Genomic DNA, 14,503 nt, shown 5'->3' with positions numbered 1-14,503 from the left:
TGGCGGGAGCGGCCCGGGCGACGGGAGCCGCTCAAGCAGCGCGGGCGACGGCACCAGCAGCAGGAGCGCCACCGGCGGCGCGAGCGGTCTGTGGAGTACGGGCAGGATCCTGGTGGCCGAAGACGAGCCGGACGTACGGGCTGCCGTCGAGGACGGGCTGAGCATGGAGGGGTACGAGGTCCGGAGTGTCGGCGATGGCCTGGCGGCGCTGTCGGCGGTGGCCTCCTGGCAGCCGGACGCGCTGGTCCTGGACGTGATGATGCCGGTACTGGACGGGCTTGCCGTCTGCCGGAGGCTGCGGGCGGTGGAGGACCGTACGCCGGTGCTGGTGTTGACCGCACTGTCGTCGGTGAGCGAGCGGGTGGACGGGCTGGAGGCCGGCGCTGACGACTACCTGGTGAAACCGTTCGCCTTGGACGAGCTGGTGGCACGCGTGCGGGCGTTGCTGCGACGGGCCGCACCGCCCGCGCCGGGCGGGGACCTGGCCTTCGCGGACCTGACGCTGGACCCCGTGACGCGCACCGGGCGGCGGGGCAGCCGCCCGCTGGAGTTCTCCCGCACCGAAGCCGCTCTTCTGGAGCTCCTGCTGCGCCACCCGGGCCAGGTCCTGCCGCGCGAGGTGATCCTGCAGCGGGTCTGGGGCCAGGACTTCGGCCCCGACTCCAACTCGCTCGCGGTCTATGTGGGATACCTGCGGCGGAAGCTGGAGGCGGGCGGCGAGCCGCGCCTCGTCCACACCGTGCACGGTCTCGGCTACCGGCTGGATGTGGCATGAGCGGGGTACGCAGACTGGGCGCCCGCTGGCGGCGCAGACGACCGCTCCGTACCCGGCTGGCGCTCGCGACGTCGGCGGCGGTGGCGCTGGTCGCCGTCGGGGTGTGCACGGCGGCGTTCCTCGTCATCCGCTACGAACTGCTGCACCAGCTCGACCTGTCCCTCACCCAGTCCGCGACCCGTCTCATCCAGGCCAACCGGGACGAGGGCCCGCAGACCCTGGCGGGCGAGTGCCGCTACCTCTCTGCTCCCCCCTGCGCCCAGATCGTCCCCGCCGACCCGGCCGCGGACCCCGACGACCCCTACCTGCTGCCCGTCACCACCCCCGTACGCGACGTCGCGGCGGGCAAGCGCGCCCCGTACTACAGCAACGTCGAAGGGTTCGGGCAGCCGCTGCGGATGCTGACCACCCCGTTCGGCAACGGGCAGGCGCTCCAGGTGGCGCTGCGGGCGGACCCGGTGGACAAGGGCGTGCGGCAGGCGGCCGTACTGCTGGCCGGGGTCGGAGCGGTGGGGGTGCTGCTGGCCGGGCTGCTCGGCTACGCCGTCTCCCGCACAGGTCTCGCCCCCGTGGCAAGGCTGACCGCGACCGCCGAACGGATCGCGGCAACCCGCGACCCGCGCCATCGCATCGAGCTTCCGCCCGGCCCACCGGGCCGGCAGGACGAGGTGACCCGGCTGGCAGCTGCCTTCAACGCCATGCTCGGCGAACTCGAGCAGTCGGTGGCCTCCCAGCGTCGGCTGGTCGCGGACGCCTCCCACGAACTACGGACCCCGCTGACCGCGCTACGCACCAACGCAGAGCTCCTGGCCCGCGGCGACCGACTGGCACCCGCCCAACGCGATCGGGCCGCGGGGGCGCTGGAGCGGGGCATCCGGGAAGTGACCGGGCTCGTCAACGACCTGATCGAGCTCGCCCGGGACGAGGAACCGCTACCGCTCCTGGAAGACGTGCGCATCGCCGAGTTGGCCGAGCACGTGGTGGGCACAGCCCGGACACACTGGCCCCGGACCCCCTTCGTCCTGGAAGTGGAGGCGGGCGCGGCGCACGCGGTCCGGCCGGGAGTCCCGGCGCGGCTCGCGCGGCTGCTGACGAACCTCCTCGACAACGCAGCCAAGTTCAGCCCGCCCGGCACCCCGGTCGAGGTGACGCTGAGCACGTACCGGAGCGGCAGGAGCACGGGCGACAGCGGGACCACCACGGGCGGACTGACACTGACGGTCCGGGACCACGGCCCGGGGATCCCCGCCGTCGACCTCCCCCATGTCTTCGACCGCTTCTACCGCGCCGAAACCGCGCGTGCCCTGCCCGGCTCCGGCCTCGGTCTGGCCATGGCCAGGCAGATCGCCCACGCACACGGGGCGGAGCTGACGGCCGGGGCGGCGCCGGGCGGCGGAGCGCTGTTCACGCTGACGTTCGCCCCGACGACCCCACCCCGTGGCGGCAGGCCGTGACCGGCAGCTCCGAAACCGGTTCCGGGTGGATGACCCCGATCCGCGCGACCAGGTGAAATCCGCGCCCGCACGGCTCGACCTGCCGGCCGCGCCACGCGTACCCGCACCCGCACCCGCAAGCCGGGTCAGCCGGGAAAGGAGAAGTAGAGCGCGTCGCTGTAGAAGGATGCGAAGTGCTGCTGCCAGTCGGCCCGGACCGCGACCAGCCAGTCGTCGTTGCGGCCGGCGATCGCCGCCTCGGCTTGGGCGACGGCGTCGGGGATGTCCCCGGACACCAGACGCCGCACACTCGCTGCCGGATCGTCGTCCGTCATCGAGACGATCTCCCCTGTCTCGAGGACGAAGTACTTCGCCTGCTGTTTCTCCAGGTGAGCCTGAGTCCTGGCAACGCATTCGGCGAACTCGACGTTATCCGCCAGGCCCTCGCCGACCACGCGCATGAGGTCGCGGAGCAGGGCCGCCCCGTCGGTGTAGTCCGCGGCGATGCCGATCGGAGGATTCCAGATCATGGACGGGACGACCGTGGTCCCGCGTCCCACCAGGAGCTTGTGCGCAAGCGGGATGTCCCAGTTGTGCTCAGATATGCACCGGATCTGCTGAGGAATCTCCGCCTCGCTCGGTATCGAGTCCGCAGCGTAGAGATATGAACGGTTTGCCATGACGGCGACGCTAACACCGGCCACCGACAACACCGGCGCCATCTGTCCGCGCACTGCGCAGAGCGCGGAGCCCTTCGGGCCCGGCAGGTTCGAGAGCTTCCTCGGAGCCGATGTCCTTCGCCGTGTGGGCCCACACGGCGTGCGGGTCCGAAAGCCGAGCGGTCACGCGTGCCTCGCCGGGGCGTCGTTACTGTCGTCTGCCAGGCTACGCGGCCGCCGTCAGGCCGAGGGCGTGGTGTGGGTACGGGGGCGTTCGGTGGACAGCACCGCCCACACACGTCGCCCCTCGTCGGACGTGTCGGTGCCGCAGCTCGCAGTACCGGGAACGGCGGCGAGGTCGGCGAGGACCTTGTCGTCGGCGACGGCGGCGGTGTGGCTGAGGACGACGATGAGCAGCATGCCGTCCTGGTCGGCGAGATGGACGCTGATCCGCCTGCCTTCGTCGGAGGCGGCCGTGTCGACGAGGAGCCGTACCGCCCGCTCGAGGGCCTGGTCGTCGGGGTGGACGTACCCCCAGCCGCGGACCGTTTCGGTGAGCTTCCGGACCGCCTGGGCCGCAGTCCAGGGGTAGGCACGCAGCGCCCAGTTCGCGGCCCGCCGGTCCTTGATGGCCATCCGGGGCCGACGGGTGGCAAGTCGAGCCTGCTGAGGTCCGGGAAGCGGGAGCGCGGAGGAGACGGGCTTCGTCGACGGCTGCGGCCGCGGCACCTCGACGGGCTTCTTCTGCGGCGGCGGGGTCCGGGGCGGGTAGGTCGGCGGCACCTTCGGGCCGTTGTCGTCCCTCGGCAGCGGATCAGTCACGGCAGCCTCCTCGCGCTCCCAACCATGCTGCCAGCACAGTTCGGTGCGGCAAGGCTGATTCCCCCGTTTGCCGATGAGAGTGATCCCCCGACGGGCTGGCCCGCTCTTCTGGGCAGCGCGGTGGCGCTGAACCGGTGGGCGCGGCCGCCGCGCTAGTCCGCGAGGCAGGGACGTTGTCAGTGGTGGTCGGTACGTTGCCGTCATGGGTGTCTATCTGGTGAGTGTCACCGCACAGGACTGGTCACAGGACGGGGAGGACGGCTACGGGGAGGTCGCTGCCGCGCTGAACACCGAGCTGGAACGGCGCGGGCTGCCCCCGTACGAGCTGCCGCAGACCGCACAGGAGGCGCCGGGCTGGTTCGAAGAAAAGGTCAGCCCGCCCATGGACGGCTTCGTGGCGCTGTGCAGGGCGCAACTGACCGATGCGGAGTTGTCGACCCTCCTCGACTGGAGCGTACTGATACCCCTCACGCTGGAGGAGCAGATCGTGCTCCCCCTCGGCACCGCCTATTCCGGCGACGAGACAGTGGTCGCCGGAGCTCCGCAGGTGCTCGCCCTGGCCGAGCGGCTTGCCGGTTCCGTCGAACTGCCCGTGGACGCGATCCCGGCGGGCGAGAACCTCGCAGTGAGCCTGTGGTTCCTGGAGGGCGGGGCGGAGCGGACCGTCCCGGCGCGGCCCGGACCGTGGGCCGAGGACCTGGACGCGGCCTTCTACGTGGCTCTCTACCTGCGCGCCGCGCAGTACTCCCTACGGCACGGCTGCCCCATGACCTATTCCTGATCCGTATCCGCGACATAGGGCCGGGGGTGGTTTCCTCCGTCCGCCCGGGACACGTGGTCTACGGGACATCGCCACGTTGCAGCGCTTCCGGAAACCCGCACTGCCGGAGGCCCGGCCCCCGCCTCCGGGGGCCGGGCCGGGCTCACTGGGTCGGATGGGCGTCGGGTCTCAGCTCACCTGGATCGAGACGTCGTCCAGGACGAACGAGGTCTGCAGGGACTGGTCCTCCACCGAAGTGAAGGCGAGGGTGACGGTCTGGCCGGCGAAGGGCGAGAGGTCGTACGACTTCTCGACGTAGCCGGCGGCCGCGTTCAGGTTGGAGTAGGACGCCAGCTGTTGGCCGCCCACCTTGACCGTGGCCACGTCGTAGGCGACGTTCTCGGTCTCGTCCGTGTCGATGTGGACGAAGAAGGAGAGCCGGTACGAGGTGCAGCCCGAGGGGATGGACACGGACTGTGCGGCGTTCTCCGTGTAGCTGGAGCCCCTTCCGCCCAGCCACGCCTTGTAGCTGCCCGCGTGTGCCGCCTGCCGCGAGTCGTTGGTGATCACGCCCGCGCTCGCGGTCCACGGACTGCTGCCGTTCTCGAAGCCGCCGTTCACGATGAGCTGGCGCGGCGTGCAGGATCCGCCGCCGCCCGTCACGGTCAGCGTGTACGTGGTGGTGTGGCTGACGGTGCCCGAGCCGGTGACGGTCAGGGTGTAGGTCCCGGGCGTGGTGCTCGCGCCGACCTGCACGGACAGGGACGAGGAGCTGCCGGACTGGACGGACGTCGGGCTGAGCGTGGCGGTCACGCCGGCCGGCGCGCCGGAGACGGAGAGGCTCACGGTCTGGGCGGCGCCGCTCACCGTGGCGGTGTTCACCGTCGCCGAGAGGGACCCGCCGGGGGCCGTGCTGCCCGCGGACGGGCTGACGCCGACCGAGAAGTCCTGTGCCGGGGTGGTGGTGCCGACGGCCTGCTTCCAGAGGGCGTAGGCGATCCCGTCGGCGCTGCGGTTCAGGACCGTCGCGTTGATGTTGCTCGTGGTGTCACAGGCGCTGTGGTAGCAGGAGTCGTAGGCGGTGTTGGCGGAGCCGCCCCACTTCTGCGCCTGAGCCGAGGTCTTGCGGGCGCTCGCTCCGGCCGCGTATCCGGAGGTGGGGATGCCGCCCTGCTGGAAGGAGTAGTCGTCGCTGCGGCCCTGGCCCTCGGTGTTCTCCTCGGGCGCCAGGTTGAGGGAGGTCCAGTACGCCTTGAGGGGCGCGGCGGCGGTGGAGTTGAGGTTGTTGATGAAGTAGCCGCCGTTGGTGGAGCCGACCATGTCGAAGTTGTAGTAGGCCTTGACGGCCGCGCGCTGCGTGGCGGTGAGCCGGTTGACGTAGAACGCGGAGCCGTTGAGGCCCTGCTCCTCGTCGGTCCACCAGGCGAAGCGCACGTGCTTGGTCATCGTCGGGTTCTTCTGGGCGAGGACGAGGGCGTTCTCCAGAAGGGCCGCGGATCCCGAGCCGTTGTCGTTGATGCCGGGGCCCGCCGAGACGCCGTCCAGGTGCGCGCCGAACATGACGACCTGGTCGTCGGGGCCGCCGGGCCAGTCGGCGATCAGGTTGTTCGAGGGGTAGGTGCAGGACGTGCAGTTCTGCTCGGTCACCGTGTATCCGGCGGCCTGCAGCTTGCCCTTCACGTAGGCCAGCGACTGGGTGTATCCGGCGCTGCCCGCGCGGCGGTTGCCGCCGTTCTGGCCGGCGATCGTGTTGAACTGGGTCAGGTGTGCCTGCACGTTGGCGACGTTGACGTCCGGCGGGTCGTTGCCGGGCTGGGTTCCGCCGATGTTGAGCGTGTAGTCGGTGGTGTGCGACAGCGTGGTGCCCTGTCCCCTGACGACGACCGTGGACGTGCCGGGTGCCGCGTTGGAGGTGGCGGTCAGCGTCAGTACCGAGGACTGTCCGGCCTGTACCGTCGCGGGGTTGAAGGAGGCGGTTACGCCGGAGGGCAGGCCGGTGGCGGTCAGCGTCACCGACTGGGAGCCGCCGGTCGTGACGGCGGTGCCGACGGTGGTGGTCACGGAGCCGCCCTGCTGGACGGTGCCGGACGCGGGGTTGAGCGACATCGAGAAGTCGTCGTTCTGGCCGCTCGGGGTGCAGGTCGGGTCGGCGGACTGGGCGGGCACGCTGATCGCGTCCCAGGCCGCCTTCGTCTTGAGGAAGAGGCCGCAGGTCGCGTCGAGCGACTTCGCGGAGCTGAGCGTCGCGGTGCGGTACTTCTTGTAGCTCATGCTGCTGGTCTTGAGCAGCATGCCGCCGTAGAAGATCTTGCCGGCGGTCTGTATCCCCACGCCCGTGAGGGTGCTCTGGTTGCAGGTGCTGCTGCTGGGCTTGCCGCCACTGGGGTTGGTGCCCTCGGAGAGCAGGTAGAACCAGTGGTTCAGCGGGCCTGCTGCGGCGTGCACCTCGGTGCCGGGGATCGCCGAGCTGTAGCAGGCCGGGTCGTTGTTGACGGCGGGCGGGTTGTACATGTTGCGGATCGGGCCCCGGCCCTGGAGGTTGATGACCTCGCCCACCGTGAAGTCGGGGACGTCGTAGGGAGCGGGCTGGTTGATGTACGCCTCGGTCAGCGCGCCGAAGATGTCGCCGGTGCTCTCGCCGAGTCCGGCCTCCTGACCGCTGGTGCCGCCGGGGGTGTTGGAGTCGATGGCGTGCCCGTACTCGTGGGCCACCACGTCCACGCCGGCGATCCACTCGTTGGCGCTGTTGCGCCCGATGGTCACCGAGCTGCCGTCCCAGTAGGCGTTGAGATCGCTCAGCCCGACCTTGCCGGGGAAGCTGCGGCCGTTGCCGTTGACGCCGTTGCGGCCCAGCCACTGGCCGAGCATGTCCCACTGCTTCTGCGCGGCGAACATCAGGTCGACGCAGCCGGTCTCCTTGCTCGTGGGGTTGCCGGTGCCCCAGGAGTCGGAGGACTTCGAGAAGACCGCGTTGGTGCTGTAGTCGGCGCAGCTCAGGCCGGTACGGTTCGGGTCGCGGAGGGAGTAGGTGGAGCCCGAGGCGGTGGTGTCGATGGTGATCGGGCCCGGACCGTTCCACTTGCTGTTGCCGGTGCCCGCGACCACGTCGTCGTAGCTGTCGACGACGGCACCGGTACGGGCATCGACGAAGACGTGCAGCTTGCTCGGCGCGGTCTCGGTACGGCCGCGCAGCACGGTCTCCCAGGCCAGGACCGGCTTGTCGTCCTTGAGGCGGACGACAAGTCGGCTGCTCTCGACCTTGTCGACCGAGGCCAGTCTCTTCCGCGAGGCGGCCTCGGCCTTCTTCGCGTGGACCGACGGCCGCGTCGCCACGTCGATGCGCACGGAGGAGGCGGACTGGAGGGCGCGGATCCTGCCGGAACCGTCGGCAAGGACGACGGCGTCACCGCCGACGACCGGCAGGCCTCGATAGCTGCGCTCGTACGAAACCGAGTAGAGGTCCTTCAGCCAAGGAGTGACGAGACGTCGCTCGTACTGTTCCTGGGCCGAGTTGACCAATGTGTCGAGACCGCTGTCGACTGCCAGGTCCGCGGCCGCGACCGCGCGGGTCACGGGGCTGTCCGTCTGGGCCGGTGCCGGCTGCGCCGCCGACGCCGTTCCGGCGAGGGTTCCGGCGAGGCTCGCGGACAGCGCCATCGCTGTCACGGCCGCCGTCCATCTGGTGGGCTGCACAATCCACTCCGATCGTGGGGGAGCTCGGGTGTCGTCGCCGCCGAGTATGGGCGTGGACATGACGAGCGAGAGCCATCCCTTCGGGCATAAGACCCGCGTTATGACCCGCCGACAGCCCCCGCGCGCGCCGGAAGCGGCCGGTTCCGGTCTGCCTGGCCGTCGAGAGCCCGCCATGCCGGTCAGGGAAGGCCCTGTCATCCCCTGATCTCCCGTGCGCCCAGCCGGCCGGCTTAGCCATGCCGTTTGACGACACCCTGGGAGGGGTGATCTGAGTGCTGCCGAGTGGGACGGGATCCGACTATTGCTGCCGGTCAGCAACGGGCGTTGTGGCGGATGGTGGCACCACCGTCAAGTGGTCGAAGGGGTTCTGCACTGGTACGGACCGGGAGCCCTCGGCGAGACTGCCCGAGTTGTGTCCTCAGGCGGGGCGTGCCGGGACTCGTGAAGCTCGGTACCGGAGCGCCGGGGTAGACGTAGCCGCACCTGCCGGAGGCGGGTGGCGGGCCCCCGTACTGCTTCGTGAATGTCGTTACCGGCTCCCAGTCCAAGGTCACAGAACCCGCGGGATCGGAGTAGCCTGGCCGGAAAAGACCAGCCATGCTGCGCCAACGACCGGGAGAAGGCTCTGATGGACTTGCAGCCTCCCGGTAGCTCGCTGGTCACGCCCGACTGGCTTGCCGAGCGGCTCCATCACCCCGATCTGGTCGTCCTGGACGCGAGCGTCGGAGCGCACCGGGGTGCGGCGGAACGGATTCCGGGCGCGCGGGTCTTCGACATCGACGGAACGATGTCGGACACGACGAGTCCGCTCCCGCACACCATGCCTGACCTGAATGCCTTCGCCCGCTCCCTGCGGGCGCTGGGCCTGCACGACCACAGCGTCGTGGTGGCCTACGACGCCGCCGGCCTCTACTCCAGCGCTCGCGCGTGGTGGATGCTGCGCGTGGCCGGTTTCGACCGGGCTGCCGTCCTCGATGGCGGCCTGCCTGCCTGGAAGGCCGGCGGCCTCGGTTGCGAGCCCGCCTCGGCGTCGACGGTGCCCACGGCGGCTGGGGACTTCATCGCGAAGCCGCGGCCCGAGCTCCTCGCGGACAGCGTGACCGTGACAGCCGCACTCTCCGACGGCGCCTCGGCCGTGCTCGACGCCCGCAGCCGCGAGCGCTACGCCGGCCAGGTAACGGAGCCCCGGCCGGGACTGCGGCGCGGCCACATGCCCGGCGCGGTGAACCTGCCCTTCACCGACCTCCAGGTAGATGGCCGGATGCGCGCATCGGACGAGCTTCATGCCTTGTTCAGCGCCGCCGCCGGCCCCCGCGAACGCCTGGTGTTCAGCTGCGGATCCGGTGTCACCGCCTGCGTTCTCGCCCTCGGCGCTGATCTGGCCGGCTACCACGACCTGGCCGTGTACGACGGCTCATGGAGCGAGTGGGGCCTGCCGTCTGACTTCCCGGTCGAAACGACAGACCTGGCCATCAGCTGACCGGGCCCGAGGCTGACGGGACCGCCCGGCGGGAGGTCTCAGTGGCTCGGACAACACCGGTAGATCACAGTCAGGGTGTCGGGCTCGGTGTACGAGTGGGGATTCCGCGTCGGTCGGCGAGTCGAGCAGCTATCAGGCAGAACGCCGGCGCGAACAGCAGCTCGGCCACGAGGGCTTCCCAGGGTGCATCCGCAGCGGTGCTCTCATCGGCCAGCTCTCCGAAGACTGCGGAGAAGGAGAAGGCAATCAAGTTGTTCACCGTATGGACAGCGATGACCGCCTCCAAACCGCCCGTGCGAATGGTGAGCCATCCCCACCAGGCCGCCGAGTAGCACAGCAGCAGGAACCCAGACATCTGCCCGAAGCCGTGGGCCAAGGCAAACAGCAGGGAGGCCACAGCCACCCCAGGCCAGGGCGAGCGAAGAAATCCGCCGAAGAACTGGACCAGCCAACCGCGGAAGACGAACTCCTCTGCAGCAGCCTGGAAGGGAACGAGCGCCCACAGCACCAACAGACTCAGCAGAAGTTCGGACCAGCCGGGCATCTCCCCGGTCGCGGACTCAGGACCATCCTGGAACAGGCCCCAAACGATCAGCACGACGTTCTGGATGACGAGCACGACCGCAGCCAGTCCGAAGCACCATCCCAGCCACCCCCACCGCAGCCGTCCGGTGACGGACGCGAGCGTGCCTGCGGGCCGTTTCCCGCATACGCGGACGGCAAAGAGCACGGCCGGAATCCACAAGGCGAGGCCCACCAGCAGGATGGCGGCGTCCAGCAGCGGATCGGCGAAGAAACTGTCACTGTCGGCTGGAGCCGATTCCAGTCCCAGTAGCGTGCCGGCGACGGCAGCGCCGACGAACACAAGAATCATCCCGGCCACCATGAGTGCAAGGACCAGGAAGAACTCCCCTATTCGCGCCCAGGTACGCTGGCGCCCATTGCGCCCTTGCTCGTGGTAAGCGGATCCTGGTGGTGGGGTCGTCAGTCCAAGTGGACGGGGCGGCAGCATGAGACCCTGTGGGCCCCACACGCCCGGTGGCATGGGCCATGGCTGTGCAGGGGGCACTCCATCCTGCGACGGAGGCGCCCAGGAATGCGGGTCGCGGTGCGGAGGCCCTGGTATCGGATCGGACATCGTCTGCTTTCTCAAGGTACGCGTGGACGGAACACTTCCCTGAAGTCTGTCACTCCGCTCCCGACCATGAAGTCTCTGTCATGCGCCACGCGATTCAGTCGACCGCTCAGGAACCCGTGGCAACGGGGGTGATCGGCTGTGCCCGCCTTTGTGCGCACTACGACCTGGTCGAGCGGGGGTTGGTCCGTAGCGCAGGTCACGTCGCACACGAAGAGGGAAATCGGATCCCACCTCGGGCAGCCCGCTCTTCCGTGGGTCCCGGAGCCTGATCCGCTCCGCACTGCACGTGCCTCTCCCTGCTGCACCGGCTCAAGCCGGTCTGCAGAACGTCTGGGCTCGCAGATCGTCCTCAGCACGCTCGGTGCCCAACGGCACGTGCAGCTGCTGCGCGGCCGGTCCTCTGTGTGGCCGGTCGGCTCCCTCCGGAGTCGGCTCTCCTGCTCAGGACGCCGGGGCGGTCACGTCCCACACGATGTAGTGGAACTGCCGTTGGCCGTTCTCAGCGGGACCGAGATATTGCAGGGCCGCCACGTGCCCGGCACTGGTCGGCAAGCAGAACCAGGAGCCCATCGGGGCCATCGACTCCGAGCCTGCGGAATAGTTGCGGATGAGCTTCGCGCAGTGGGTGGGAGTTGCCCCCTCCAAGGAGCGGGCGACCCGTCCGTTCATCGCTGCGAAGCTGTCGTCCCCGCCCCACGATATGTCCGGGCTTACTACCGTCTTTCCTGCAGTGCCGTGCTCGAGATCGGCGCTGTCCATTGGGCTGAGAGCGACGTTGCCTGATCTGAGAACGACTGGGGCCGCGCTCGTGGAAGGCGACGGCGAGGCAGCATCCGAGGTCTGTCCGGCCGAGGCGGGCGGTGGTGTCGCCGGTGTAGTGGTCGACGAGACAGGGACTGATGTGTGCCCGGCCGGTGGCCCTCCATTCGGCGGGGCGGATCGTTGCTGGGTAAGCACCGTGACGACGAGGCCCAGGACCGGGATCAGGATGCCGACTACCCACCACGCCCAACGTGGCGGCCCACTGTGGACGGCCGAGGGGGCATGCGGCGGCGGCTGAGAGGGCTGTGGAGGAACGGGCGGCAGCGCACCGTTCGAGTCGTTCGTCATCCAAAGTCCCCCGACTGCGAGCCGACCTGCCTTTCCGCGGGCAAGATCTGCACCGTATCCCGTACGTCGAGTACATGCCACCGATCTTTCTCCGGTGAGTGGCTGTTGTTCTACCGATCTTGATGGTCGCGAGTTCGACGGCGGCGCTTCCGTTCGTCGTCGGTGTCACCACCCCAGGCAGGCTGAGCGCCTGGGTCGCCGGTAGGGTCGGACTCCATGACCGACTGGACCGGGGTGCGCGATCGGGTTCTGGCTCTGGCCGCAGTGCCAGGCGGCGACAAGGTGTTCGGGGCGAGGGCGCACGGCTTGGCCCTCGATGCGCCTCTGACTGCCACCGAGGTGGCGGACCTCGAGGCATGGCTGGATGTTGACCTGCCCGAGGACTATCGCTCGTTCCTCTTGCATGTCGGAGCGGGAGGGGCCGGGCCGGCTTACGGCATTCTCCCGGTCATGCGGCGTGAGGGTTCCGCAGGCTGGCACTGGGTCGGAGAGCTCATTGAGGAGGTCGAGCCGGGCATGTTCGCTGAGCTGTTCCCGGGAGGGGCGGATCCAGCGGCGACGGTGAGGATCCTCGCTGAGCGGCCGGTGGAGGAGGAGTTCGACGACCTCGCCGATCTCGCCGCGGCCGTTGAGGAGTGGGAGGAGCGTCTGGGAGAGGTGCAGTACGATCCGCGCCGCACGGCCGGGGCGCTTTGCCTGTGCGATGAGGGCTGCGGGATGGTGGTCTGGCTGGTCGTTACCGGGCCGGAGCGAGGCCGGATGTGGCGTGACGATCGCATCAATGGCACGGATCTTCAGCCGATGCGCGACGCCGACGGCTCTCCTCTGGACTTCGCCAGTTGGTACCTCGGCTGGCTCGCAGACGCCGAAGCTGCCTGCAACCAGGCCCGATAGCAAGAAGTCCGCTGCCGATCACGGCAACGCAGGACACTGCGCTTGTCGCCCGGTTGGGGGATCTGCAGCCCGTGCGCGCATGAAGACAGGGCCTCCTGAACAGCTCGCGGGTGTCGAAGTCCACGTGCAACAGGAGGCCCTGTGCCGCAGTCTTCCGTGTCTCCCTCAAATCCGTCCAACTCGGGTGCCCGACGGTGTGATTGCCGTGGTCGGCCGCGTACGGGAACGCGGCCGACCACGGGTCACGTGTGCGACGCTACCCCTCCGACATGACCGACGCCGAGTGAGTGGCGGTCCGGCCGCTGCTGCCGGTGCCGCGCTGGCTTCAGGGCCGAGGCGTCCAGCCGGAGGCGTACTGTCACCGAGCGCTACTGGACGCGATCCGCTACCTGGTCGACAACGGCACGAAGTGGCGGGCCAGGCCGGTCGACTTCCCGCCGTGGGACCGGGTCTACGCGTTCTTCCGACGTTGGCGCGACCACGGCCTGGTCCGCGAGTTCCACGACCGCCTCCGCCGCCAGGTCCGTGAGCAGGCCGGGCGGGATCCGGAGCCGAGCGCCGGCGTGATCGACTCCCAGTCGGTCAAGGCGGGCGCCGTGGTCGGATCCGACAGCCGGGGCTTCGACGGCGGCACGCTGAACAACGGCCGCAAGCGGCACGTCGTGGTCGACACGCTCGGCCTGCTGCTCACTGTAATGGTCACCGCCGCGGATGTCGGCGACCGTGCCGCCGCCCAGGTGCTGCTCGCCCAGGTCGCCGCCGAACCACCTCCTCGCTCTGGTCTGGGCCGACGGCGGCTACGCCGGAAGCCTCGTCGAGTACAGCCTCGCTGTGCTCGCCGTGGTCCTTGCCATCGTCAAGCGCAGCGACGACATGCGCGGCTTCGTCGTGCTGCCGAAGCGGTGGACCGTGGAACGGTTCTTCGCCCAGCTGATGCGAAGCCGCCGATTGGTACGCGACTTCGAGCGCTCCACCAGCAGCGCGGAAGCGATGATCTACTGGTCGATGACGACGCTCATGACCCGCCGCCTTGCCCGGTCACGTTCTTCGCGAGCGTGAACCGACCCGGCGCCGACTCGACCAACCAACCCCGGGCCACCAGTCGCTTCGCCTTCGACCGCAAGGCTTCCACCTTCCCCGGCACCGGGTCCAGGCCGAAGCAGGCTGCCATCTCCTGGCACGTCAATGGGCCTTGACCGAGCCGGTTCCGGTCCGCGAGGGATTGCAGAATGCGCCGGTAATCCGCCGACAGGACCGACCAGGCCAGTCCCGCCCGCCACATCGGCACCACCTACTTCGGCTTCGCCGCTCCCTCCGGCCCGGACCGCACCGGTTGTCCACTGGGAGCCGGCAGACCCGCGGATGCGGCGGGGCCAACCACGGCATCGTCGCCGGGGGCCAGCACCTCACCGACACACCACTGCCACAGGCCCGCCGACCCTGTTCCTGACCAGCGGAAACAGAGCCATCAAGACCGGAAGGACAACAACCACTGAGACGAGCGCGAAGGTCACCACTGCCGGCGCCTGCCTCCGATCCCGCATCCGTGACGGACGCGGAGCGAGCGATCCGGTCGACGGTGCCGTGAGCCTCGGCCCCGTCGAGGCGACCGGCGCGCAGTCTGCGCGAACTCCTGAGGTCGGCGACTGCCATCGTTCCGCTTTGGGGCCAGGGGGCCCAAGAGCCCGCCGCCCGTCGCCCTTGCCCTGTGAGGCGACTCCGAGCGGCGGGCCCTGCAC

10 protein-coding genes and 2 pseudogenes are annotated in these 14,503 nt (G+C 69.7%); 7 read left to right on the top strand and 5 right to left on the bottom strand.

What is annotated here, in order from left to right; genetic code table 11:
* Positions 1-112 precede the first annotated feature (112 nt).
* Entirely contained in the window at positions 113-775 is a 663-nt protein-coding gene (locus tag ABTY59_RS35220; protein ID WP_352023224.1) for a response regulator transcription factor, read from the top strand.
* Complete coding sequence (locus ABTY59_RS35215; protein ID WP_352023210.1) at positions 772-2,229, top strand: sensor histidine kinase; 1,458 nt, start codon at positions 772-774, stop codon at positions 2,227-2,229. Before ABTY59_RS35220 ends, ABTY59_RS35215 begins: the two co-directional genes overlap by 4 nt.
* Before the next feature lie 125 nt (positions 2,230-2,354).
* Here the strand turns inward: ABTY59_RS35215 and ABTY59_RS35210 are convergent, their stop codons facing one another.
* Positions 2,355-2,888, bottom strand: a complete 534-nt coding sequence (locus tag ABTY59_RS35210) for a DUF7822 domain-containing protein (RefSeq protein ID WP_352023209.1) — start codon at positions 2,886-2,888, stop codon at positions 2,355-2,357.
* Positions 2,889-3,107: 219 nt separating this feature from the next.
* Complete coding sequence (locus ABTY59_RS35205) at positions 3,108-3,689, bottom strand: hypothetical protein (RefSeq protein WP_352023208.1); 582 nt, start codon at positions 3,687-3,689, stop codon at positions 3,108-3,110.
* Positions 3,690-3,891: 202 nt separating this feature from the next.
* On the opposite strand from ABTY59_RS35205, the gene ABTY59_RS35200 reads away from it, so the two are divergent.
* Positions 3,892-4,470 carry a hypothetical protein gene (locus tag ABTY59_RS35200; protein ID WP_352023207.1) on the top strand — a complete coding sequence of 193 codons (579 nt, stop codon included), beginning with the start codon at positions 3,892-3,894 and terminating at the stop codon, positions 4,468-4,470.
* 168 nt (positions 4,471-4,638) lie between these two features.
* Here ABTY59_RS35200 and ABTY59_RS35195 read toward each other — a convergent pair whose 3' ends face one another.
* The gene (locus tag ABTY59_RS35195) at positions 4,639-8,106 is read right to left on the bottom strand and encodes a M28 family peptidase (RefSeq protein WP_352023223.1); all 3,468 of its coding nucleotides are present in this window, start codon (positions 8,104-8,106) and stop codon (positions 4,639-4,641) included.
* 664 nt (positions 8,107-8,770) lie between these two features.
* Between ABTY59_RS35195 and ABTY59_RS35190 the strand changes: the two genes are divergently transcribed.
* Entirely contained in the window at positions 8,771-9,622 is an 852-nt protein-coding gene (locus ABTY59_RS35190) for a sulfurtransferase (RefSeq protein WP_352023206.1), read from the top strand.
* 70 nt (positions 9,623-9,692) lie between these two features.
* Here ABTY59_RS35190 and ABTY59_RS35185 read toward each other — a convergent pair whose 3' ends face one another.
* Positions 9,693-10,496, bottom strand: coding sequence for a CPBP family intramembrane glutamic endopeptidase (locus ABTY59_RS35185; protein ID WP_352023205.1), 804 nt, complete (start codon positions 10,494-10,496; stop codon positions 9,693-9,695).
* A gap of 1,590 nt (positions 10,497-12,086) precedes the next feature.
* Between ABTY59_RS35185 and ABTY59_RS35180 the strand changes: the two genes are divergently transcribed.
* The 3 genes and pseudogenes from ABTY59_RS35180 to ABTY59_RS35170 all read left to right on the top strand — a co-directional run bounded on the left by ABTY59_RS35180 (position 12,087) and on the right by ABTY59_RS35170 (position 13,823).
* Complete coding sequence (locus ABTY59_RS35180) at positions 12,087-12,764, top strand: SMI1/KNR4 family protein (RefSeq protein ID WP_352023204.1); 678 nt, start codon at positions 12,087-12,089, stop codon at positions 12,762-12,764.
* Between the two features lie 287 nt (positions 12,765-13,051).
* Positions 13,052-13,465, top strand: a pseudogene (locus tag ABTY59_RS35175) (transposase); the annotation flags it as partial.
* 10 nt (positions 13,466-13,475) lie between these two features.
* A complete protein-coding gene (locus ABTY59_RS35170) occupies positions 13,476-13,823 on the top strand; it encodes a transposase (protein ID WP_352023203.1) in 348 nt (115 codons plus the stop codon).
* On the opposite strand, the pseudogene ABTY59_RS35165 reads toward ABTY59_RS35170, so the two are convergent.
* Positions 13,780-14,079, bottom strand: a pseudogene (locus tag ABTY59_RS35165) (hypothetical protein); the annotation flags it as partial. The gene ABTY59_RS35170 and the pseudogene ABTY59_RS35165 sit on opposite strands and share 44 nt — an antisense overlap.
* Between the last annotated feature and the right edge of the window lie 424 nt (positions 14,080-14,503).

The organism is Streptomyces sp. NPDC096079 (assembly GCF_040303145.1).
Classification (GTDB): domain Bacteria; phylum Actinomycetota; class Actinomycetes; order Streptomycetales; family Streptomycetaceae; genus Streptomyces.
Note: the sequence above shows the minus strand (reverse complement) of the source record. Positions and strands in the feature narration are given on the sequence as shown.

Bases quoted from the DNA above. Each gene is read 5' to 3' on its own strand.
- ABTY59_RS35200 (WP_352023207.1), top strand. From the start codon at position 3,892: ATGGGTGTCTATCTGGTGAGTGTCACCGCACAGGACTGGTCACAGGAC.
- ABTY59_RS35210 (WP_352023209.1), bottom strand. From the start codon at position 2,888: ATGGCAAACCGTTCATATCTCTACGCTGCGGACTCGATACCGAGCGAG.
- ABTY59_RS35215 (WP_352023210.1), top strand. From the start codon at position 772: ATGAGCGGGGTACGCAGACTGGGCGCCCGCTGGCGGCGCAGACGACCG.
- ABTY59_RS35195 (WP_352023223.1), bottom strand. From the start codon at position 8,106: ATGGCGCTGTCCGCGAGCCTCGCCGGAACCCTCGCCGGAACGGCGTCG.
- ABTY59_RS35185 (WP_352023205.1), bottom strand. From the start codon at position 10,496: ATGATTCTTGTGTTCGTCGGCGCTGCCGTCGCCGGCACGCTACTGGGA.
- ABTY59_RS35170 (WP_352023203.1), top strand. From the start codon at position 13,476: ATGTCGGCGACCGTGCCGCCGCCCAGGTGCTGCTCGCCCAGGTCGCCG.
- ABTY59_RS35180 (WP_352023204.1), top strand. From the start codon at position 12,087: ATGACCGACTGGACCGGGGTGCGCGATCGGGTTCTGGCTCTGGCCGCA.
- ABTY59_RS35190 (WP_352023206.1), top strand. From the start codon at position 8,771: ATGGACTTGCAGCCTCCCGGTAGCTCGCTGGTCACGCCCGACTGGCTT.